20 protein-coding genes are annotated in these 20,408 nt (G+C 73.9%); 11 read left to right on the forward strand and 9 right to left on the reverse strand.

Annotated features, from left to right (window positions below):
* Positions 1–160 precede the first annotated feature (160 nt).
* From ACFE60_RS06635 to ACFE60_RS06645, 3 genes are all read left to right on the forward strand, one after another.
* Positions 161–394, forward strand: a complete 234-nt coding sequence (locus tag ACFE60_RS06635) for a DUF3499 family protein (protein WP_375388060.1) — start codon at positions 161–163, stop codon at positions 392–394.
* 139 nt (positions 395–533) lie between these two features.
* Positions 534–2,036 carry an adenosylhomocysteinase gene (ahcY, locus tag ACFE60_RS06640; protein WP_375388061.1) on the forward strand — a complete coding sequence of 501 codons (1,503 nt, stop codon included), beginning with the start codon at positions 534–536 and terminating at the stop codon, positions 2,034–2,036.
* Positions 2,037–2,275: 239 nt separating this feature from the next.
* Positions 2,276–3,493, forward strand: coding sequence for a hypothetical protein (locus ACFE60_RS06645; RefSeq protein WP_375388062.1), 1,218 nt, complete (start codon positions 2,276–2,278; stop codon positions 3,491–3,493).
* A 57-nt stretch (positions 3,494–3,550) separates the two neighbouring features.
* Here the strand turns inward: ACFE60_RS06645 and ACFE60_RS06650 are convergent, their stop codons facing one another.
* Positions 3,551–4,378 carry an RDD family protein gene (locus tag ACFE60_RS06650; RefSeq protein ID WP_375388063.1) on the reverse strand — a complete coding sequence of 276 codons (828 nt, stop codon included), beginning with the start codon at positions 4,376–4,378 and terminating at the stop codon, positions 3,551–3,553.
* A 59-nt stretch (positions 4,379–4,437) separates the two neighbouring features.
* Here ACFE60_RS06650 and ACFE60_RS06655 point away from each other — a divergent pair, with 59 nt between their 5' ends.
* The 3 genes from ACFE60_RS06655 (at position 4,438) to ACFE60_RS06665 (ending at position 6,845) form a co-directional block, all read left to right on the forward strand.
* The gene (locus ACFE60_RS06655) at positions 4,438–5,433 is read left to right on the forward strand and encodes a stage II sporulation protein M (protein ID WP_375388064.1); all 996 of its coding nucleotides are present in this window, start codon (positions 4,438–4,440) and stop codon (positions 5,431–5,433) included.
* 300 nt (positions 5,434–5,733) lie between these two features.
* The gene (locus ACFE60_RS06660; protein ID WP_375388065.1) at positions 5,734–6,024 is read left to right on the forward strand and encodes a hypothetical protein; all 291 of its coding nucleotides are present in this window, start codon (positions 5,734–5,736) and stop codon (positions 6,022–6,024) included.
* A gap of 56 nt (positions 6,025–6,080) precedes the next feature.
* Positions 6,081–6,845 carry a hypothetical protein gene (locus tag ACFE60_RS06665; RefSeq protein WP_375388066.1) on the forward strand — a complete coding sequence of 255 codons (765 nt, stop codon included), beginning with the start codon at positions 6,081–6,083 and terminating at the stop codon, positions 6,843–6,845.
* Here ACFE60_RS06665 and ACFE60_RS06670 read toward each other — a convergent pair.
* From ACFE60_RS06670 to ACFE60_RS06695, 6 genes are all read right to left on the reverse strand, one after another.
* Positions 6,829–7,269: a PRC-barrel domain-containing protein gene (locus ACFE60_RS06670; protein ID WP_375388067.1), complete on the reverse strand. Its 441-nt coding sequence runs from the start codon at positions 7,267–7,269 to the stop codon at positions 6,829–6,831. The genes ACFE60_RS06665 and ACFE60_RS06670 overlap by 17 nt on opposite strands.
* Positions 7,270–7,383: 114 nt before the next feature.
* Positions 7,384–8,715 (reverse strand): DUF58 domain-containing protein, encoded by a 1,332-nt coding sequence (locus ACFE60_RS06675; protein ID WP_375388068.1) that lies wholly within the window; start codon positions 8,713–8,715, stop codon positions 7,384–7,386.
* Between the two features lie 235 nt (positions 8,716–8,950).
* Positions 8,951–9,904, reverse strand: coding sequence for an AAA family ATPase (locus ACFE60_RS06680; protein ID WP_375388069.1), 954 nt, complete (start codon positions 9,902–9,904; stop codon positions 8,951–8,953).
* On the reverse strand, positions 9,901–11,088 hold the full coding sequence (locus ACFE60_RS06685; protein WP_375388070.1) for a DUF4350 domain-containing protein: 1,188 nt from the start codon (positions 11,086–11,088) through the stop codon (positions 9,901–9,903). The genes ACFE60_RS06680 and ACFE60_RS06685 overlap by 4 nt, the downstream gene beginning before the upstream one ends.
* Positions 11,085–11,720, reverse strand: a complete 636-nt coding sequence (locus tag ACFE60_RS06690; RefSeq protein ID WP_375388071.1) for a DUF4129 domain-containing protein — start codon at positions 11,718–11,720, stop codon at positions 11,085–11,087. Before ACFE60_RS06690 ends, ACFE60_RS06685 begins: the two co-directional genes overlap by 4 nt.
* On the reverse strand, positions 11,717–12,874 hold the full coding sequence (locus ACFE60_RS06695) for a hypothetical protein (protein ID WP_375388072.1): 1,158 nt from the start codon (positions 12,872–12,874) through the stop codon (positions 11,717–11,719). The genes ACFE60_RS06690 and ACFE60_RS06695 overlap by 4 nt, the downstream gene beginning before the upstream one ends.
* A 141-nt stretch (positions 12,875–13,015) precedes the next feature.
* Between ACFE60_RS06695 and mtrA the strand changes: the two genes are divergently transcribed.
* The 5 genes from mtrA to hpf all read left to right on the forward strand — a co-directional run bounded on the left by mtrA (position 13,016) and on the right by hpf (position 18,546).
* Positions 13,016–13,696, forward strand: a complete 681-nt coding sequence (mtrA, locus tag ACFE60_RS06700; RefSeq protein WP_375388073.1) for an MtrAB system response regulator MtrA — start codon at positions 13,016–13,018, stop codon at positions 13,694–13,696.
* 3 nt (positions 13,697–13,699) lie between these two features.
* On the forward strand, positions 13,700–15,352 hold the full coding sequence (gene mtrB, locus ACFE60_RS06705; RefSeq protein ID WP_375388074.1) for an MtrAB system histidine kinase MtrB: 1,653 nt from the start codon (positions 13,700–13,702) through the stop codon (positions 15,350–15,352).
* Positions 15,349–16,998 (forward strand): hypothetical protein, encoded by a 1,650-nt coding sequence (locus ACFE60_RS06710; RefSeq protein ID WP_375388075.1) that lies wholly within the window; start codon positions 15,349–15,351, stop codon positions 16,996–16,998. The genes mtrB and ACFE60_RS06710 overlap by 4 nt, the downstream gene beginning before the upstream one ends.
* Before the next feature lie 49 nt (positions 16,999–17,047).
* On the forward strand, positions 17,048–17,686 hold the full coding sequence (locus tag ACFE60_RS06715; protein WP_375388076.1) for a ComF family protein: 639 nt from the start codon (positions 17,048–17,050) through the stop codon (positions 17,684–17,686).
* 173 nt (positions 17,687–17,859) lie between these two features.
* Complete coding sequence (gene hpf, locus ACFE60_RS06720; protein ID WP_375388077.1) at positions 17,860–18,546, forward strand: ribosome hibernation-promoting factor, HPF/YfiA family; 687 nt, start codon at positions 17,860–17,862, stop codon at positions 18,544–18,546.
* A gap of 48 nt (positions 18,547–18,594) precedes the next feature.
* Here the strand turns inward: hpf and ACFE60_RS06725 are convergent, their stop codons facing one another.
* A complete protein-coding gene (locus ACFE60_RS06725; RefSeq protein ID WP_375388078.1) occupies positions 18,595–19,056 on the reverse strand; it encodes a hypothetical protein in 462 nt (153 codons plus the stop codon).
* Positions 19,053–20,408, reverse strand: coding sequence for a hypothetical protein (locus tag ACFE60_RS06730; protein WP_375388079.1), 1,356 nt, complete (start codon positions 20,406–20,408; stop codon positions 19,053–19,055). The genes ACFE60_RS06725 and ACFE60_RS06730 overlap by 4 nt, the downstream gene beginning before the upstream one ends.

The following is a 20,408-nucleotide window of genomic DNA, read 5'->3' on the forward strand; positions in this document are numbered from 1 at the left end:
GGTGACGGAGGAGCGCAGCCCGCGGCCGTGGCGGTTCCGGAAGGAGGCCCTGGGGGTCGGCGCGTGCGACACGCGACGGGAGCGGGCCATGCCGAGCGATGGTACGCGCCGCGCCGAGGCATGACGAGATCGTGACCGGATGGTGTGCATACCATCGGCCGTGCCGTCGTCCCGCCCGTGCTCGCGCCAGACGTGCCGGCGCCCGGCGATCGCGACGCTCACGTACGCGTACGTCGACTCGATGGCGGTGCTCGGCCCGCTGTCGGCCACGCCGGAGCCGCACAGCTACGACCTCTGCGAGCAGCACGCCGACCGGCTCTCCGCGCCGCAGGGCTGGTCGGTGCTGCGCATCTCGGCGCCGGTCGACGAGCGCTCCGCCTCCCGGGGCGCCTGACCCGTTCGCGGATCCGCACTTCCTGGCCGACGCGCCGTCCCGGGGGTCGAGAACGCGGCGTGTCGGCGCAGAAGTGCGGAACGGCGAGGGACCCGGCGCTCGTGCGGCCCGCGCGTGCGGGGTCTGGGATGATGCTCGGATGAGTCTTCTGGACACGTCCCGCGATACGGAGCCCGACAGTCCGACCCTGGAGTACCGGGTCGCCGATCTCGACCTCGCGGAGGCGGGCAGGCACCAGATCCGGCTCGCCGAGCAGGAGATGCCGGGGCTGATGGCGCTGCGGGAGCGCTACGCCGACTCCCGGCCGCTGGCCGGCGCCCGCGTCGCCGGCTCGCTGCACATGACGGTGCAGACCGCGGTGCTGATCGAGACCCTGGTCGACCTCGGCGCGCAGGTGCGCTGGGCGAGCTGCAACATCTTCTCCACGCAGGACGAGGCGGCCGCCGCCGTCGTCGTCGGCCCGGAAGGCACCCCGGAGGACCCGCGCGGCGTGCCGGTCTTCGCCTGGAAGGGCGAGACGGTCGAGGAGTACTGGGACTGCACCGAGCGCATCTTCGACTGGTCCGGGGAGGCGGTCGCGGAGGGCGGCGACTACACCGGCCCGACGATGATCCTCGACGACGGCGGCGATGCCTCCCTCCTCGTGCACAAGGGCGTGCAGTACGAGAAGGCCGGCCGCGTGCCGGAGTCGAAGGACAGCGAGGGCGCCGAGCTGCGGGCCTTCGCGGACGTGCTGCGCCGCTCCCTCGATCGCGACCCGGAGCGCTGGCAGCGCATCGCCGGCGACATCCGCGGCGTCTCGGAGGAGACGACGACGGGCGTGCACCGCCTGCACGAGTGGGACCGCGACGGCGAGCTGCTGTTCCCGGCGATCTCGGTGAACGACTCCGTCACGAAGAGCAAGTTCGACAACCGGTACGGCATCCGCCACTCCCTGGTCGACGGACTGAACCGGGCGACCGACGTGCTGATCGGCGGCAAGACCGCCTACGTCGTCGGGTACGGCGACGTCGGCAAGGGCGCCGTGGAGGCGCTCGCCGGCCAGGGCGCCCGCGTCGTCGTCGGCGAGATCGACCCGATCACCGCGCTGCAGGCGGCCATGGACGGCCACCAGGTCGTGCCGTTCGAGGAGGTCGCCGGGCAGATCGACATCCTCATCACCACGACCGGCAACGAGAAGGTCGTCACGGTCGACGACCTGCTCTCGATGAAGCACCTCGCGATCGTCGCCAACATCGGCCACTTCGACACCGAGATCGACGTCGCCGGCCTCGAGACGCTCGAGGGCGCCGACCGGATCCGCATCAAGCCGCAGGTCGACGAGTGGCAGCTGCCGAACGGCCGCAGCGTCATCGTGCTGTCCGAGGGGCGGCTGATGAACCTCGGCAACGCGACCGGCCATCCCTCCTTCGTCATGTCGATGAGCTTCACGAACCAGGTGCTCGCGCAGCTGGAGCTGTGGACGACACCGGAGGCGTACCCCGTCAGCGTCGTGACGCTGCCCCGCGCCCTCGACGAGGAGGTCGCCCGCCTGCACCTCGACGCGCTCGGCGTGCGGCTGACCCGCCTGTCCAAGAAGCAGGCGAAGTACCTGGGCGTCGACCGCGACGGCCCCTACAAGTCGGACGCCTACCGCTACTGACCCGCCTCCGCGGAGCATCTCAGCAGGAAGGATGCACGACGGCAGGAAGAACCGGCCCGATCCTTCCTGCCGTCCGTGCTTCTTCCTGCTGTCGGACTCGGTTCTTCCTGCTGTGGTACTCGGCTCGCCGGGCCCGGGCTCGGGCTCGGGCCCGGGCCCGGGCCCGGGCCCGGGCCCGGGCTCGGGCCGTGGGTGGAGGGGGACAGCGGCGCCCGCGCGGGGGTCGGTAGCGTGGACGGGTGGATTCGACAGCGTCGGCGGCGCTGATCACGTCGATCGTCGCCGTGGTGCTGGCCGCGCTCGGGCTCGTCGGCGGGGTCATCGGCTACGTGCAGGGCACGGCGGCCCTGCGCCGCGCGACGCTGATCCGGCAGCGCGCGACGGCGGCGGAGGAGGCGGCCCTGCAGGCGCGCACGCAGGCCGAGCAGGCGGTGCGCTCGGCGCAGCAGATCGTCGACCGGCTGAACGCGCTGCAGGTGCGGTCCCTGGGGGACGTCGCGGACCAGCCGACCGGCCCGCTGATGCTGCCGTCGCGGCTCGTCGCCGCGCCCCTTCCCTCCGCCTTCGCCTTCGCGCCGCCGGGATCCGCGCCGGTCCCTTCCTCGACGCCCGAGCCGGAGGGGTCGATCGCGCGGCCGGCCGTCGAGGTCCCCGTGGCGGCGCCGTTCGCGAGCCTCGCCCGGGCGGAGCCAAGTGCGGAGCCGCGGCTGACGCTCGTTCCGGAGCCGCACCCTCAGCAGCCGGACCCGGCCGAAGACCGACGGGCGGAGGAGATGCCCGCGGCTTCCGCCTCCGCGGCGGCGCCCGAGCAGCAGGATCCGAAGCCGGAATCGCCGCTCGAGCCCGCGACCGAGACAGAGCGCGAGCGCGAGCGCGAGTCCGAGCCCTCCGCCTCCGCCACCACCGAGTCTGTCGAGGAGCCGGCGCCCGCGCCGGCTCCCGTCCAGGCCCCGACCCTCCAGCGGGCGCCGACCCCCGCGCCGGAGCCCCTCCCCGCACCCCAACCCGCCGCAACGCCGGCGCCCGTCCCCGCACCCGAGCCGCCCGCACGCTCCGCGACGGGTCAGGTGACCGCGGGCCTGCAGGACTCGCCGCCGCTCGACTGGGCGGAGGCCCTGCGGACCGGGGCGATCCCGCTGCCGGCGGTCTCCCGCGGCACCTACTCCGCCCCGAGGAAGGGCAAGGACGCGCCGGTGCGCTTCGAGCTGCGCGCGGTCGGCCGGCAGCGGTACGAGGCCGTGAACGTCGGCGGCGCCACCGCCCAGCAGGCGACGGTGGAGGGCACCGGCGACGACTCGCATCTCGTGCACCCCGTCGAGACGGTCGCGAAGGCGATCGGCCCGGGCGAGGCGCTCGCCTTCTCGGTGCTGCGGGTGGAGGGACGCCGCATCTCCGTTCGAGTCACCTGGCTGCGCGAGGGCGGCCGCCCGACCTCGATCGACCTCCCGCTGCCCTGATCCGTTGTGAAGGAGTTCTTCGGCGGTCTGCGGAGGAACTCCTTCACAACGGAAGCCTCAGCGGTCGGGGAAGCCGTTCGGCGTCGCGGTGAGCGTGGAGGCGAGGTCGTCGAAGCGCTGCTGCTCCAGCCGCAGCGCCGTCAGCTCGCGCTCCCGGCGGATCGCAGCCACGGCGGCGAGCAGGAACTCGGGGCTCGCGTCGGTCATCGGGGCGATGTAAGGCGCAGCCTCGGCGGCGAGGGAGGCGGCCAGCCGCTCCCGGCTCGCCGGGGCCATCTTCGGCGCCTGCGCGAGGAACGCGGCGATGCGGCGCGCGAGCCGGTCGGGCAGGCGCGCGACGTCCGCCACCTCCGCCCACTCGGTGAGCGACTCCGGCACGCCGACCGCGTTCGACGGCGGGCGAGGGACCCGCTCCTGCTGGCTGACCGTGCCCGCGATGAGGTCGCCGATCCGCTTCGACCGCCGGTTCAGCAGCCCGACGATGGCAGCGAGGCCGCCGACGGTGAACAGCAGCTCGACGACGCCGCTCAGCGCGCGGATGAACGCGTGCCGCAGGGCGATCCCGCCGCCGTCGTCGCGCACGATGCGCGCGCCGATGGCGAACTTGCCGACGGACCGGCCGTGCGTCGCCGTCTCCAGCACCGTCGGCACGATCACGAACGACAGCACCAGGTCGATGATTAGCAGCGCACGCGACAGGGCGGCGTCGCCGGAGACGAACCCGAGCCCCAGCACGGCGAACATCAGCCCGAGGAACAGCGCCAGCTCGCACAGCCCGTCGAGGATCGCGCCGAGCGCCCGCAGCGCCCAGCTGGTCGACCGCACGTCGAGCGTGACCGCCTCGCCGGTGACGATCCCGAGGTCGTCCGGCGCTGCATCGGTCACCCTCCGAACCTACCGGCGCGGTCCCGGAGGTGGACGGAGGCAGCACGTAGGCTCGCGGCGTGGATCTGGACGCCCTGCGGTCCGCCCGGCAGGGCGAGTGGGACCGCCTGGACACCCTCGCGGCGCACCGCCGCCTCTCGGGCCGGGACAGCGACGAGCTGGTGCTGCGCTACCAGGACGGCGCTGCGGACCTGTCCGCGATCACCACGACGGCCGGCTCGGTCGCGCTCGGCGACCGGCTCTCGGTCTCGCTGTCACGAGCGCGGATGCGCTTCACCGGCACCGGCCGCAACGTGCTGAGCCAGTTGCCCGCGTTCTTCCTCCTCCAGCTGCCGGCCGCCCTGTACCGCGTGCGCTGGTGGACCTTCTGGATCGCGCTCGGCAGCGCGGTGATCGCCGTCGCCTACGGCACCTGGTCCGCGAACAGCCCGCAGGTGCAGGCGGCGATGGGCAGCGACGCCGACCTCAAGCAGCTGGTGAACAACGACTTCGTGAACTACTACAGCGAGAACCCCGCCGCGTCGTTCACGAGCCAGGTGTGGACGAACAACGCGTTCATCGCGGCGCAGTGCATCGCCTTCGGGATCCTCGGCGTCTACGTGCCGTACATCCTGCTGCAGAACGCGATGAACATCGGGCTGACCGGCGGCATCCTGATCGGCTACGGCCACGCCGACACGTTCTTCCTTTACATCGCCCCTCACGGCCTGCTCGAGCTGACGAGCGTCTTCGTCGCCGGAGCCGCGGGCATGCGCGTGTTCTGGGCGTGGATCGCCCCGGGTCCGCGGACCCGGCTGCAGGCCCTCGCGGAGGACGGCCGAGCGATGTTCATCATCGCCGTCGGCCTGACGATCTCGCTGTTCGTCTCGGGCATCATCGAGGGCTTCGTGACCCCCTCGCCGCTGCCCTGGCCGGTGAAGATCGGCATCGGAGCCCTCGCGCTCACCGCGTTCCTGCTCTACATGGTGGTCGTCGGAGGCAGGGCGCACCGACTCGGCGAGACCGGCGACCTCGACCCCTTCGCCGCAGGAGCGCGCCGCATCATCGCGGACTGACCCCTGTGGAGAACCCGAGCGCGGGCGCGGGCGCTGCTCTACCGTTGCGGTGTGTTCCGCCGAACCGTTACAAGCGCGTTCGCTTGCGCTGCGGTCATGTTGGTGGCGAGTGCGTGCACTGCAACTCATTCAGTGAATCCGACCCCATCCAAGTCAAGTGTTCAGAGGTTTGACTCGACGGTCGAAGCCGAATCTGCAGCTCGCGACACCTTCACGACTTACCTCCGCATCTCAGATTCCGTGTCGGAGTCGGGTGGACGCGGAGTCGAGCGACTAAGTCCGTACGTCACGGGCTCCGAGATGAAGGCCGAACGGAGCGGGGCAGACTATCTCGTCGACAAAGCTCTCCGCGTGACCGGCGAATCAAAGCTTGTCCGCTTTAAGTTGCAGGCCGCAGACCTTGACACAGGTGAAGTCGCGGCATACGCATGTGTTGACTTCGGTCAGACCCATGTCATCGACAACAAGGGCCGTGACGTGACGCCAGTGAAACGGATAGATCAGCAGACCTCGTTGGCCAAGTTCATCTGGAGCGGTAAACGTCTCGCCCTTAGTGAGAACAGTGCATGGTCCGGCCAATCGCTTTGCTGACCGCGTTCCTTCTTGCGCTTCTAGCTATGTCGGGCTCTCCGCTCCCCGTGGGGGTCGTGAAGGCTGCCTCCTGCACTTCTCTGCAGCAGAAGCTGGGGCATTGCGCCACGTCCACCAACACCTCCGCCTCCACCAATGGGAAGGAGGCAGAGATCACGGCCACCACCACGCGCCCGGTCGCCGGCGAACCCGGCACCCCCGGCCGTCCCGGCGCACCCGGGCGGCCGCTCACGAAGCGGGAGATCCAAGCCCTGCTCGACGACCTCTGCTACGGGAACGGGCAGTGCGCCACCCGCGTCAGCGGCACGGTGAACCCGCTCATCCCCGTGGGCGACCCGGTCGATCCCGTCGCGGCGGATCCGGCGGCGGTGGTGACGATCAGGGACGTCGCGCGCTTCCTCCCGGCGACCACGGGTCTCCACCTGGAGCCGGACGGGTGGGCGGTCGTCGGGGTGCCCGCGAACCTGTGGATCGAGATCGCGCCGGCGACGGTCGACGGCGAGGTGTTCGGCCGCCCGGCGCAGGTGCGGTTCACCCCGGTCGCCTACCGGTTCGACTACGGCGACGGCGTCGTCCGCACCTCCGCCGTTCCGGGTGCGAGCTGGGGGGCGCTCGGCCAGGAGGAGCTCACCGCCACGCCGACCAGCCACGTCTACACGGACCGTGGGGCGCGGCAGGCGGCGGTGACTGTCGTCTACGCCGCGGAGTACCGGTTCGGGGACGGCGGGTTCACCGCGATCGCCGGCGCCGTCAGCGGCACCACACCGCCGGAGCGGATGCTCGTGGTGGTCGAGCGGACCGCGCTCACGACGCCCGGCTGAGCGACCCCTGCCCCGGATCGCGGCCCGTGATGTCGATCACGGCGGCGTCGTCGCTCACGCTGTAGCAGACCTCGCCCGGCTCGACGTCGAGGTCGACGTCCTCGCGCGGGGGCCGCACGGTCGGGATGCCGTAGTGCGTGTACAGGCGCTCCTGCTCGAGCACGGTCAGCGGCTCGTCGTGCTCCAGCCGGGGCGCGTCCTTCGCGACGTCCCTCGAGACCGCGGTGCGCAGCGCCCGCTCGTTCCACTCCGCGCCGTCCAGGGGCACCATCACCTCGGTGCCGCTCAGCAGGCTGAGTCGCACGCCGATCCAGGTCGGCCGCTCGGACTCGGCGTCGAGGTACACCTGGCTGATCTCGCCGATCCGCGCGTCGTCGACGTCGATCGCGTCCGCGCCGATGAGCCGGTCGATCTCTTCCCCCATGAGCACTGCCTCTCCTGATCCGATCGTCCGATCATCGGCGCTCGATCTGGGCAGGTTCTCCGCAAGGGCTTGACAAGGGGTCAACGGAGGTGGGGAGACCGCCGTGTGCGCCGATCAGAGCCGCCCGGCGGCCTTGAGCGACAGGTACCGGTCCGCGAGGGCCGGAGGCAGGTCCGCGGGGGGCGCCGTCACGACCTGGGCGCCGAGGCGCGTCGCAGCGGCGGCGATCCGCTGCGTGTCGAGCAGCGTGCGCTCGGCGGCCGCGGCGAGGTACGTCTCATCGAGGTCGCGCCGCTCGCCGGTCATGCCGACGACCGCCGGGTCGGTGACGGAGGCGATCACGACGACGTGGCGCGTCGTCAGCTGCGGCAGCATCCCGAGCAGCGAGCGAGCGCTGCCGGCCCCCTCCAGCGAGGTCAGCAGCACGACGAGCGCCCGCTGGGAGGTGAGCGCCCGCACCTGAGCGGGCACGCCGGACCAGTCGGTCTCGAGCAGCTCGGGGTCGATCGGCGCCATCGCGTCGACCATCCGGTGCAGCACGTCGGCGGGCGCCGCGGCGTGCACGCGGGCGCGCACCCGGCGGTCCCAGACGAGCAGGTCCACCCGGTCGCCGGCCCTCGTGGCGAGGGCGGTGAGCAGCAGCGTGGACTCGAACGCGGTGTCGAGGCGGGGCTCGTCCGCGATGCGGCCCGCGGCGGTGCGGCCGGAGTCGACGACCACGACGACGCGGCGGTCGCGCTCCGGGCGCCAGGTGCGGACCATCAGCCGCTGGCCCGCGTCGGGCAGGGCCGGGTTGCGGGCGGTGGCGCGCCAGTCGATGGAGCGCACGTCGTCGCCGCGCACGTACTCGCGCAGGGAGTCGAACTCGGTGCCCTGCCCTCGCACCTGCAGCAGGGTGCGGCCGTCGAGCTCGCGGAGGCGGGCGAGGCGGCTCGGCAGGTGGCGGCGGGAGTTGAAGGGCGGCAGCACCCGGATCGCGCCGGGCACCCGCAGCGTCACCTGGCGGGCCGCGAGCCCGAGCGGGCCGAGGGAGCGGAGCGTGACCTGCTCGGTCCGGCGCTCGCCGCGGCGCACCGGGACGAGCGTGGCGCGGAACGCGCGCCGCTCCCCGCCGGGCAGGTCGAGCGGCCAGCGCGTCGGGGTCGCGCCGGCGGAGGGCTGCCACGCGTCGCGGAGGACGCCGCGCAGGCGCCTCCCTCCCGGGTTCGCGACGAGCAGGGTCGCCGGCGCGGGCTCGCCGAGGCGGACGGCCGCGGGCAGCTCGCGCTCGATGCGCACGCCGCGCGGGCTCGGTGCTGCGACGAGGTCCAGCAGCACGAGCAGCGCTACGAGCGCGACCCAGACGGCCAGCGTGCCGACCGCCCAGGCGCCGCCGAAGCTTCCGAGCGCGACGACGGGCACGATCCCGACCAGCACGAGGATCGGCACCCGCCCGGTGATCACCATGCGGCCCCCGGACGACGAGGACTTGTCACTGATCGCCCGTTCTCGGCGTGGAAGAGGGCGTTCGGTGGCAAGTCCTCGGTGCGGGAGCGCGGACTTGTCACTGATCGCCCCTCGGCACGACGAAGGAGGGCGTCCAGTGGCAAGTCCTCGGTGCGGGAGCGCGCACTTGCCGCTCTCTGCACCGCACGTGGGGTGTCGGATGCCGGAACCGGCAGGTCCGCAGTGAGGGAGGGGATCACAGGGGGACCTGGACCGTCGCGATGATGCTGCGCAGCACCGCGTCGACCGAGACGCCCTCCAGCTCCGCCTCCGGGCGGAGGCGGATGCGGTGCCGCAGCACCGGCAGCGCCATGTCCTGCACGTGGTCCGGCGTGAGGGCGGGCGCGCCGCGCAGCCACGCCCACGCGCGGGCGGCGGCGAGCAGGCCGGCGGCGCCTCGGGGCGAGACGCCCAGCTGCACGGAGGGCGCCGCGCGCGTGCCGCGGACCAGGTCGACGACGTACCCGAGCACGTCGGGGGAGACCCGCACCTCCTGCACCGCCACGCGGGCCCGCCGCAGCTCCTCCGGCGTCAGCACCGGGCGCAGGCCGGCGGCCGCGAGGTCGCGCGGGTCGAAGCCGCCCGCGTGCCGCACCAGCACCTCGACCTCCTGGTCCCGCTCCGGCAGGTCGAGCACCAGCTTCATCAGGAACCGGTCGAGCTGCGCCTCCGGCAGCGTGTACGTGCCCTCGTACTCGACGGGGTTCTGCGTCGCCGCGACGAGGAACGGGTCCGGCAGCGGCCGGGAGACCCCGTCGACGGTGACCTGCCGCTCCTCCATCGCCTCCAGCAGCGCGCTCTGGGTCTTCGGAGGCGTGCGGTTGATCTCGTCCGCGAGCAGCAGGTTCGTGAACACCGGCCCCTGCCGGAAGTCGAACCGCCCGCTCGCCGCGTCGAACACGGTCGAGCCGGTCACGTCGCCCGGCATCAGGTCCGGCGTGAACTGCACCCGGGTCGTCTCGAGGGCGAGGGAGGCGGACAGCGAGCGCACCAGCAGCGTCTTCGCGACGCCGGGCACGCCCTCGAGCAGCACGTGGCCGCGGGCGAGCAGCGCGACGATCAGGCCGCTGACGGCGGCCTCCTGGCCCACCACGGCCTTCGCCACCTCGGTGCGGACGGCGGTGAGGCGCTCGCGCAGGTCGTCGGTCATGGGGCTCCGTTCGAAGGGGCGGTCGGGCCGGGCACGGCGGCGGCGCGCACGGCCGCCTCCAGCCGGGCGAGGTCGTCGGAGATCCGCACGAGGTCCCGGTCGGTGCCGGGCTCGTCGGTCAGCAGCAGGGCGGCGATCGCATCGCGCGAGCGGCCGGTCGTCCGGGCGGCGGCGTCGACCACCTCCTGCACGGAGGCGGTCCGCGACAGGCCCAGCACGGGGCCGATGCGGCGGATCGCGCCGATGCGCAGGCCGTCGGCGGCCCGGAGGCGCGCGGACCCGCGGTCGTACAGGCGCGCGCGCCCCTCCACGGTCTCGCGGGAGCGCACCGCGACGGGCAGCGACTCGACGACGATCGGGCCGAGCCGCCGGCCGCGCCAGAGCGCGGTCATGAGGCCCGCGAGCAGCAGCAGCACGACCAGCGGCGTGACCCAGCCCGGCGTGAGGTCCTGCAGCGTCGCGCCGTGCGCGGCGGCCGAGTCGAGCGGCGACTGCTGGAACCAGACGAGCCGGTCCGTCGCGCCGAGCGCGCCGAGTGCGACGGCCGCGTTGCCGGAGCGCTGGATGTGCTCGTTCGTGAACGCGGTGCGGTCCGCGAGCAGCACGACGCGCACGCCGCCGCGGAGGCCGGTGGCCACCTGGCCGGCGCCGTCCCGCGCGAAGCAGACGGTGCCGGAGGTGGACCGCAGGCTCAGGTCGACGCCGGTCAGCGACATCGAGCCGGCGCGCTGCGCGAGGGGCAGCGAGCACCCGGCTGCCGCGGTGGAGCCGCCAGGGGCGCCGCCCGCGCGCACCTCCGGCAGCAGCGCGTCGAGCGCGGTGCGGTCGGGCGAGACGACGACGACCCGGCTGCGGCTGGCGAGGAGCCGCTGCCAGGCGTCGGCGTCGAGGCTCGCGTCCGCGTCGTCGACGAGCAGCGTCCCGGCGGTGTCCGCGGTGGCCGCGACGGTGTCGGTCACGGTGACCGCGACGCCCTGCTGCTCGAGCACGGACCGCAGCGCCCTGGCCCCCTCCGGCCCGGGGTTGTCCGGGTCGAACGGGGAGCCGAGCGACGGCAGCGCGTTCACGATCACGCTGCCGACGGCGATCGCGGCCACGACCAGCAGCACGACCACCCAGAACCGCGCGCGGCGCAGGGTCTGCCGGACGGTCGGGGTGACCGCCTCCGGCGCCGCGGTGCTCACGCGAGGACCGCGGCCGGCCGGCTCGCGGCGAGCCGGTCGTCGAGCGCGGCCACCGACAGCGCGTCCTCCCGCGTCGCCTGCTCGTCGGCGTACCGCACGCCGTCGAACAGGTCGGCCGCGGCCTGCAGCTCGGCGTGCTCGGCGGGGAACGCCGATCCGGCCGAGCGGGCGAACGCGGAGGCGGTGGTGCCGGGGAAGACCGCGACGAGGGTGCGCTCGTCGAGCGAACGCGCCAGGGCCCGGAAGCGCTCCAGCACCGCGAGCGACCAGTCGCCCCGCGCCGCCGCCGCCTCCGCCGCGCGCCGCATGTCGGCCGCGGACCGGCGGTCGTCCTCGCCGAACAGCGCGCCCGCGGTGCTGCGCCGGTTCCGCCTCGGCACGCCGAACAGCAGCACCGCCACGACGAGCACCACGACGACCAGCCCGATCGCGATCGCGAGCAGCACGGGAGGCGTGTCGGCGTTCCGCACGTCGAACAGGCCGGTGAACCAGTCGAGGAACGCCTGCACCGCCCGGTCGATCGGGGTCGGCTCCGCGGCCTGGTACGCCGGCTTCGCGAGCTCCTGCAGCAGCCAACGCCTGGCCGTGCCGGCGTCCGGCTGCACCGGCACCGCCGCCGGGAGGTGGATCATCCGACCCGCTCGAACGGGTCGTCGCCGCCCTGCTCGACGAAGCGCTGCAGCTCGAGGTCGAGCCCCTCGGTGCGCATCCGCCGGTCGAGGTAGACCAGCACGATCGCGGAGACCTGCGCGATCTGCCCGATGCCGGTCACGATGACCGCGACGATCAGGGCCGGCAGCGTCGAGATGAACAGCTGCGGCAGGTTCGACCCGAGGTCGCCGCTCGAGTTCGGGAAGAGGAGTCCGCTGATCGCGCCGCCCAGGAAGCTGAACGGCGTCGAGACGATCTGGCTCGCCACCGACACCATCGCGGTGACGACGACCAGCACGCCGAGCGTCCGCCAGAACGCGCGGTGCGTCAGCCGCCACGACCGCGCGATCGCCGCGCGCACGGGCAGGCGCTCCAGCACGATCACGGACGGCGACAGCGACAGCTTGACCGCGAACCACAGGTACAGGACGGTCAGGGCCGCGCCGATCGGCAGGGCGACGAGGATCGCGACGACGATGCCGAGGTCGTTCGCGAGCCCGGAGAACGCGACGAACAGCCCCACGGCGCTCGCGCTGAACACGAGCAGCAGCACCAGCTGTGCCGCGCCGAGCAGCACGGAGAACCCGACGAGCGGCCAGAAGCGCTGCGCGGCCGCGCGGAGCGCCTCCCCGGCCGTCGGCCGCCTGCCGAGCGCGCCGTCCGCGACGACGCGGGTGAGCAGCCCCTGCAGCAGCGCGCTGCCGACGACGCTCGCGACCAGCACCGCGAGGAACCCGGCCCCGCCGGTCAGCGCGGCGCCCGTGGCGATCGTGGCGCGGTCGGCGTCGTTCGCCGCCCGCTCGATGCGGTCGACGGTCGTGAAGCCGATCAGGTAGGTCAGCCCGACGGTGAGCACGTTCTGGATCAGGCTGATGATCAGCGCCGGCGGGATCGTCGCCCGCGGGTTGAAGCGGATGACCGCGAACGCCGACCCCAGGATCTGCCCGAACGACAGCGGGTGGAGGGGGATCAGGCCCGGCTTCGGCGGCGGCGTGTACGTCGTGGGTGCGGGGACGGGCACCGGTGCCGCAGCGGGCTGCGACCATCCCGGGATGCGCTCGCCGTAGCGGGGCGGCTCGGGGTCGGGTCGCGCTGCGCCGCCGGGCGAGGTCCAGTCGTCGCCCTGATCAGCCATGCCGTCATCGTTCCATGCCGTGCGGCTGGGGGACTGCGGAGCGCGCCAGGACGCGTCCCCGAGGTCTCGGAACGATTACGCTGAGCGGCACCCTCCGCGCTTCGTCGATGTGGACGAGCGCCTGAATGCACGGAAGGCGGCATGAGCGGTCGCATCCTCGTCGTGGACGACGACACGGCGCTTGCCGAGATGATCGGCATCGTCCTGTCGAGCGAGGGGTTCGAGCCGGCCTTCTGCGGCGACGGCGCGGAGGCGCTCGGGCGGTTCCGCGCGATCGGGCCCGACCTGGTGCTGCTCGACGTGATGCTGCCGGGCGCCGGCGGCATCGAGGTGTGCCGCGCGATCCGCGCCGAGAGCGGCGTGCCGATCATCATGCTCACCGCGAAGTCCGACACGACCGACGTGGTGGAGGGGCTCGAGGCCGGCGCGGACGACTACATCGTCAAGCCGTTCAACCCGAAGGAGCTCGTCGCCCGCATCAAGACGCGCCTCCGGCCCCAGGCCACCGCGCCGGGCAGCCGCCTCCGCATCGGCGATCTGACCGTCGACGCGGCCGGGCACGAGGTGATGCGCTCGGGCTCCGCGATCCCGCTCACCCCGCTCGAGTTCGACCTGCTGCACACGCTCGCGTCGAAGCCGCACCAGGTGTTCACCCGCGAGATGCTGCTCGAGCAGGTGTGGGGCTACCACTACAAGGCCGACACCCGGCTGGTGAACGTGCACGTGCAGCGGCTGCGCGCGAAGGTCGAGGTCGACCCGGAGAACCCGCGCATCGTCACCACCGTGCGCGGCGTCGGCTACCGCGCCGGCGCGGCCGTCTGAGCCATGCCCGACGCGCGGCCGCGGACGGACGCGACGCTGGCGGCGACGGTCCTGGCGCGGCGGGTGCTGCTCGCGCCGGTGCGGGCGTGGCGCCGCTCGCTGCGGGTGCGCACGGTCGCGATCACGCTGGTGCTCTCCTCCATCGCCCTGCTCGCGGTCGGCACGGTCGTGTCGTACACGATCGCGCACGGGCTGTTCGAGGACCGCCTGGGGCAGGTGCAGGAGCAGTCCCTGCGCGCGACGATCGCCGCGCAGGAGACCATCACGAACGGCATCTCGGCGGACGGCGACGCGTTGGACGCGGTGCAGCTGCAGGCGATCACGAGCGTGAACACGGTCGCGCGGCCGACCGGCTACTACTGGGTCAACAGCACGAGCCCCTCCAGGGCGCCGCTCGACGCGGTCAGCCCCGAGGGCATCGAGCGGCTGATCAGCCCGGCGCTGCAGGACTCGCTGCGGGACGGCAGCGGGCAGCACTGGCAGTCGGTCACGGTGCCCGTCGCAGGCGGGCAGACCCATCCGGCCGTGGTCGTCGGCGACGGGCTGAACTTCGCGAACGGCCGGACCGAGCTGTACCTGGTCTACGACCTGAACGATGTCCAGCAGACCCTGAACGTGGTGCAGCGCGCGCTGCTGATCGGCGGGCTGGCGCTGCTCGTGCTGATCGGCGCCGTCGCCGCGGTGGTCTCGAGCCTCGTCATCGCCCCGCTGAAGCAGGCCGCCGCGACGAGCGAGCAGCTCGCCGACGGGCACCTCGAGCGCCGCATCCCGGAGCGCGGCCAGGACGTCGTCGCCACGCTCGCCCGCTCGTTCAACCGGATGGCGGAGAGCCTGCAGCGGCAGATCACGCAGCTGGCGAACCTCTCCAGGGTCCAGCAGCGGTTCGTCTCCGACGTCTCGCACGAGCTGCGCACACCGCTCACGACCATCCGGCTCGCCTCCGACGTGCTGTACGACGCCCGCGACCGGTACGACGCCCCCACCGCCCGCTCGGCGGAGCTGCTGAAGGCGCAGGTCGAGCGCTTCGAGGCGCTGCTGGCCGACCTGCTCGAGATCAGCCGGATGGACGCGCACGCCGCGGACGTCAGCGGCCGGCCGACGAACCTGGTGGATCTGGTGCGGGAGGGCATCGACTCGCTCGGCGGGCTGACGGAGGAGACGGGGACGACGATCCGGCTGCACACGCCGGGCGGGCACGCGGACGTGGACGTCGACGCCCGCCGCATCGCCCGGGTCGTGCGCAACCTGCTCGCGAACGCGCTCGAGCACGGGGAGGGCCGACCCATCGACGTGACCGTCGACAGCTCCGGGACGGCGGTCGCGGTCGGCGTCCGGGACCACGGCATCGGCATGGCGCCGCACGACGCGGAGCGGGTGTTCGACCGGTTCTGGCGGGCCGACCCCTCCCGGCAGCGGCGGATCGGCGGCACCGGGCTGGGGCTCGCGATCAGCCTCGAGGACGCGACGCTGCACGGCGGCACGCTCGACGTGTGGAGCCGCAGAGGGGAGGGCACGAACTTCGTGCTGACCCTGCCGCGTGGCACCGACCAGGCCGAGCTCGACCACCCGGTGCCCCTCCGGCCGGCCGACGCGGACCCCGACCGCGCCGAGCCGACGCGCGGGCTCGTCCGGCGGCTGTTCCGGATCGGCGCATGAGGCGCGCGCGCTGGGCGGCGCTCGCCGCGGCCGTCCTGCTGCTCGCGGGGTGCTCGGAGATCCCGACGGCCGGCCCCGTGCAGCCCGGCACGACCGACGGGCCGAACGACACCCCGATCGTCTACCTGCCGAACCCGCCGGCGTCCGGCGCGACGTCGCGCGAGATCGTCGCCGGGTTCCTGACCGCGGCGGCCAGCACGCGGAACGACTTCCAGGTGGCCAGGAAGTACCTCGCGTCGTCGTTCGCCGCGAAGTGGCGCCCGCGGACCGGCGTCCTGGTGCAGGAGGCGCAGCCGACCACGAGCGGCACCACCGACGCCGACCTGACCGTGGACGTGCCGTTCAGCGGCGTCGTGGACGCCGCCGGCGTCTACAGCCCCACCTCCGGTTCCCGGCCGCTCGTCTTCCACCTCGTCCGGGAGGGCGGGCAGTGGCGCATCGACTCGGCGCCGAACGGCATCGTGCTCTCCCAGACCGTGTTCCAGGGCCGGTACACCCCGAAGGACCTGCAGTTCTTCGACCCGACCTGGACCCGCCTCGTCCCCGACCGCCGCTGGTTCCCGGTGACGACGGGCCCCGAGACGACGGTCCGCTCGCTCGCCGCCGGCCCGCGGGGTCCCATCGCCGGCGGAGTGGCGGTCAACGCGCTGCAGGGCGTCGGGGTCGGCAGCGTGACCACCGACGACGACGACGTGACGACGGTAGTGCTGAGCACCGGCGGCAGGTCGCCGTCCGCCGAGACGGTCGGGCGGATGCAGCAGCAGCTGGCCCAGACCCTGCCGCTGCAGTCGCCGTCCGCGCTGCGGCTCGTGGTGAACGGCCAGACCGCCTCCCAGACGAAGCCGCTCACGAACCAGGCGGTGTCGCTGAACCCCTTCGTCGTCGCGGACGGGCGGTTCGGCACGCTCGGATCCGACGGCACGGTCACCGCGGACCGGCAGCTCGGCGCCCGCGTCGCCGCCTCCCGGCCGCGAGCGGTCACGGTGTCCACCGGGCAGCAGCTGGCCGCGGTGCTGACCGCTGTGCGGCAGGTCGCCGCCGTGACCCCGTCCGGCGTCCGCGTCGTCGACCCCCGCACCGGGCTGATCGCGCCGACGCTCGACCAGCGCGGCTGGATCTACAGCGTGCCGGCGGACGACCCCGGCGGGTTGGTCGCCGCCGACGCGAAGGGGAAGGGCGGGGCGAAGGACCTGGTCGCGGACATCGCCGGGTCGTCGATCACGTCCATCGAGGTCTCGCCCGACGGCACCCGCATGCTCGTGCTCGTCGTGCGCGCCTCCGGCCCCGCCGCGTTCGTCGCCGGCATCGAGCGCAACCCGGACGGCGCGCCGACCGGGTTGAGCGACGCGCACTACGCCGTGTCGCTCGGCGGCGGAGGCGGCAGCGTGGACGCGACCTGGGTCGACGACTCCTCGGTCGCGGTGCTCACCAGCGGCACGACGGATCGGGTGCGGGTGCAGCGTCTCGGCGGGCTGAGCCAGGAGCTCGGCCCCCTGACCGGCGCCACCTCGATCGTCGGCGTCCCGAGCCTGCAGTACCTGCGGGTGCGCCTGCAGAGCGGCGACGTCTGGCGCTGGACGGGCAGCGTCTGGCAGTCGGAGGCCGCGACGCCGCTGAACGTCGACGTCCTCGCCGTGCAGCGCTGAATCCCCTCCTCCCCAGGACGGCCGGCCCGCGGGCGGGCGATCATCGGCTGTGGACACCGCCGTCGCCCGCGTCGCCGGGTTCCTGCAGCAGCTCGTGCTGCCGGTCGACTGCGTGGGCTGCGGCCGGCCGGGGCACGCGCTGTGCTGCGACTGCCGGCTGCGGCTGACGCCCGACGTGACGGTGCGGGACGTCGGCGGGCTGCGGGTCGCGAGCGGTCTGCGGTACGAGGGCGTCGCGCAGCCGGTGCTGGTCGCCTTCAAGAACGAGGGGCGGACCGGGCTCGCACCGCCGCTGGCCGCCGCGCTGCGGGCGGCGGTAGCGGAGGCGGTCGCGGTGGTGGCGGACGACGACCTGCTGCTCGTGCCGATGGCCAGGACCCGCCGCTCGGCGGTGGAGCGCGGCTACGACCCCCTCCGGGTGCTCCTGCGACGCGCGGGGCTGCCGCATCGCGACGTGCTGCGGCTCGTGCGCCGCCCGCGCGACCAGCTGCGCCTCGACCGGGCGGCGCGGTTCGCGAACCTCCGCGGGGGCATGGCGGCGCGGCTGCCGCTCACCGGGAGGCGCGTGCTGCTCGTCGACGACGTCGTGACGACGGGCGCGACCCTCACGGAGGCCGCCCGCGCGGTGCGGGCGGCGGGCGGTACCGTGCTGGGAGCGGCCACGGTCGCGTCCACGCCCCGCCGGTGAAGCAGCGCAGGGGAAGCCATGAGGTCGGTGAACAGGGGGTGACGACTCGCGGAGCCCAGGGCTAGCGTTCGGTGACGGCGTCGAAGAAGACCGCCCGGCCCTCCGCGAGGGGCCGCCACCAGGCGACCAGGAGGTCCGACCAGGGCGGCGCGCCGCGGCAGAGGGGAGTCCCGATGGACATCACGCTCATCGGTCGCAACGTGGAGATCACCGACCGGTTCCGCTCGTACGTGGACGAGAAGGCGGAACGGGTCGAGCACCTCGCGGACCGGGCGCTCGCGCTCGAGGTGCGGCTCTGCCGGCACCACGAGACGAACGGCTCGGCGGGCGACGATCGGGTGGAGATGACCCTCATCGGGCCCGGGCCGGTGATCCGGGCCGAAGCCGACGGCGTCGACAAGTTCGCGGCGTTCGACGCCGCGCTCGGCAAGCTGATGGAGCGCGTCCGCCGCGCGAAGGACCGCAGGAAGGTGCACCGCGGGCACGGCAACCGGCTCGAGAGCCTGCGGGACGCGAGCGCGAAGGACTTCGCGGCGCACGGCGTCGTCCCGGCGGATGCAGCGCTGCTCCTCCCGGTCGCGGAGGGGGGCTCGCCCGACGCCGGCACCGTCGCGGAGCCGGAGCAGCCGAGCCCGGTCGTGATCCGCAGCAAGAAGTTCCCGGCGGAGGCGCTGACCGTCGAGGACGCGGTCGACCGCATGGAGCTGGTCGGGCACGACTTCTTCCTGTTCGTCGACGTGACGTCGGGGGAGCCGAGCGTCGTCTACCGCCGCGTCGGCTGGAGCTACGGGGTCATCGCGCTGGACGGCCAGCGCGAGACGGCCGACCGCATCCTGGCCACCTCCGGCGCGTCCGCCTGACCCTCTCTGCTCTGCATTGTGAAGGCGATCCGGCGTGCCGGATCGCCTTCACAATGCAAGGAAGGGGCGGTCGGACCACGGGCGGACCCGGCCCACGACGCGCGGGGCGCCGTCGGCGAGAGCCGCCAGCACGGCGGGCGCGATCTCCTCGGGCGTGTGCCACCTTGCGCCGCCATCGGGGCCCGCCCAGCCGAGCAGCACCCGCACGGCGCCGACCGCCTCCGCCGCCCGAGCCCACGCGGGGTCGGCGTCGGGGGCGGACGCCGCGCTCGGCTGCACCAGCACCAGCCGGCCGGACACCGCGGCGCGCAGGCGCCGCAGCGTCGCCTCGCTCACCGCGGGCGCGTAGACCGCTGCGGCGTCGAAGGCGCCCGGCACGCTCGCCCCGTCGCCGTGCCCGTCGAACGGCGGCTCGGTCCGTCGGGACGGCGCGACGACGTCCCCCTCGACCCGCAGCGCCGCCACGACGGGCGCGAGGATCCCCGTCCCGCCGATGACGAGGACGGTCATCGGAACCGGGGCAGGTGCTCCGCCTGCGCCTCGATCAGCGCGTCGGTCAGCGCGGCGGCCGTCGCGGCGTCGGGCACGCCGCCGTCGAGCAGCATCGCCTCCGCCACGAGGGCCCGGTCCCCCGTCATGGCGCCCTCGAGCGCGAGATCCACGGAGGAGAGCCGCCGCGCGAGGATCGCGGTCAGCGCGGTGGACAGCCCCGGCACCGCCATCGGCACGATGCCCCGTGCGGTCGCGACGCCGGGCACCTCCACAGCCGCGTGCGGGGGCAGCCCCGCGATCAGCCCGCGGTTCAGCACGTTGCAGGAGAACGTCGCCCGGCTGTCCGCGTCGATCGCGCGGATGATCGCGATCAGCTGCTCCTGCTCGCCGCCGCTGCGCTCGAAGACGGCGTCGTCGATCGGCACGACGCCGTCGGCCTGGTCGCGCATCCCGCGGTACCGGTCCTCGCCCCACTGCAGGATCTCCGGCAGCGCGAACGCGTCGTCGCCGAGCGTGAGCCCGTAGTACGCGCCGTTCCGGAAGTGCTCGGGGAAGAACTCCGTGACGTGTCGGTCGCCCGCGGCCGGGAAGGCGCCGTACCGCTCGAACAGCTGCCAGCCGAACGGGTTGTTCCAGCCGTTCGCGCCCGCCGGGAAGATCGACCCGACGGAGTCGGCCGGAGGGGGACCGGCCAGGTCGGCGCGCACGCGCTCGCGGACCGCGGGCCACGCGTCCTTCCCGTCGACCCGCAGGTCGTAGATGAACGTCAGGTGGTTGATGCCCGCGTACAGCGACGACGTGCGCTCGAACGGCGCCCCGGCCAGCGCCGCCAGCTCCCGCTGGATGTGGATCACGCCGTGGCAGAGCCCGACGACGGCGGCGCCCGCGTACCGCTCGATCGCCTGCACGTTCGCGGTCATCGGGTTGCTGTAGTTGAAGAACAGCGCGGCCGGCGCCAGCCCGGCGACGTCGCGCGCGACCTCCACGAGCACGGGGGTCGTGCGGAGGAGCCGGGAGATGCCGCCGGGCATGATCGAGTCGCCCACGGGCTGCCGGATGCCGAACGACCGGTTGACCTCGTCGTCGCGCTGCCACGCGGGGCGGCCGCCGACGCCGACGCAGGTGACCACGTAGTCGGAGCCCGGCAGCACGGTCGTCCGGTCCGTCGCCGCGACCACGCGGAAGCGGTCGCCGGCCCCGCGGGCGGCGACCATCGCCTCCGCCAGCCGAGCGGCGACCCGCAGCGGCTCGGGGGCGACGTCGACGAGCCGGATCTCCCACGCGCCCAGGTCGTCGGCGGCGATGAGGTCGGCCAGCAGGCCGCGGGTGAAGACGGCGCTGCCCGCGCCGATGAGCGTGAGGACGCGCAT

This window comes from uncultured Amnibacterium sp., from assembly GCF_964245895.1.
Taxonomy (GTDB): Bacteria; Actinomycetota; Actinomycetes; order Actinomycetales; family Microbacteriaceae; genus Amnibacterium.

Excerpts from the sequence above, each read along its gene's own strand:
- ahcY (WP_375388061.1), top strand. The coding sequence starts at position 534 with ATGAGTCTTCTGGACACGTCCCGCGATACGGAGCCCGACAGTCCGACC.
- ACFE60_RS06660 (WP_375388065.1), top strand. The coding sequence starts at position 5,734 with ATGAAGGCCGAACGGAGCGGGGCAGACTATCTCGTCGACAAAGCTCTC.
- ACFE60_RS06670 (WP_375388067.1), bottom strand. The coding sequence starts at position 7,269 with ATGGGGGAAGAGATCGACCGGCTCATCGGCGCGGACGCGATCGACGTC.
- ACFE60_RS06675 (WP_375388068.1), bottom strand. The coding sequence starts at position 8,715 with ATGGTGATCACCGGGCGGGTGCCGATCCTCGTGCTGGTCGGGATCGTG.
- ACFE60_RS06680 (WP_375388069.1), bottom strand. The coding sequence starts at position 9,904 with ATGACCGACGACCTGCGCGAGCGCCTCACCGCCGTCCGCACCGAGGTG.
- ACFE60_RS06690 (WP_375388071.1), bottom strand. The coding sequence starts at position 11,720 with ATGATCCACCTCCCGGCGGCGGTGCCGGTGCAGCCGGACGCCGGCACG.
- ACFE60_RS06695 (WP_375388072.1), bottom strand. The coding sequence starts at position 12,874 with ATGGCTGATCAGGGCGACGACTGGACCTCGCCCGGCGGCGCAGCGCGA.
- mtrA (WP_375388073.1), top strand. The coding sequence starts at position 13,016 with ATGAGCGGTCGCATCCTCGTCGTGGACGACGACACGGCGCTTGCCGAG.
- mtrB (WP_375388074.1), top strand. The coding sequence starts at position 13,700 with ATGCCCGACGCGCGGCCGCGGACGGACGCGACGCTGGCGGCGACGGTC.
- ACFE60_RS06710 (WP_375388075.1), top strand. The coding sequence starts at position 15,349 with ATGAGGCGCGCGCGCTGGGCGGCGCTCGCCGCGGCCGTCCTGCTGCTC.
- hpf (WP_375388077.1), top strand. The coding sequence starts at position 17,860 with ATGGACATCACGCTCATCGGTCGCAACGTGGAGATCACCGACCGGTTC.
- ACFE60_RS06725 (WP_375388078.1), bottom strand. The coding sequence starts at position 19,056 with ATGACCGTCCTCGTCATCGGCGGGACGGGGATCCTCGCGCCCGTCGTG.
- ACFE60_RS06730 (WP_375388079.1), bottom strand. The coding sequence starts at position 20,408 with ATGCGCGTCCTCACGCTCATCGGCGCGGGCAGCGCCGTCTTCACCCGC.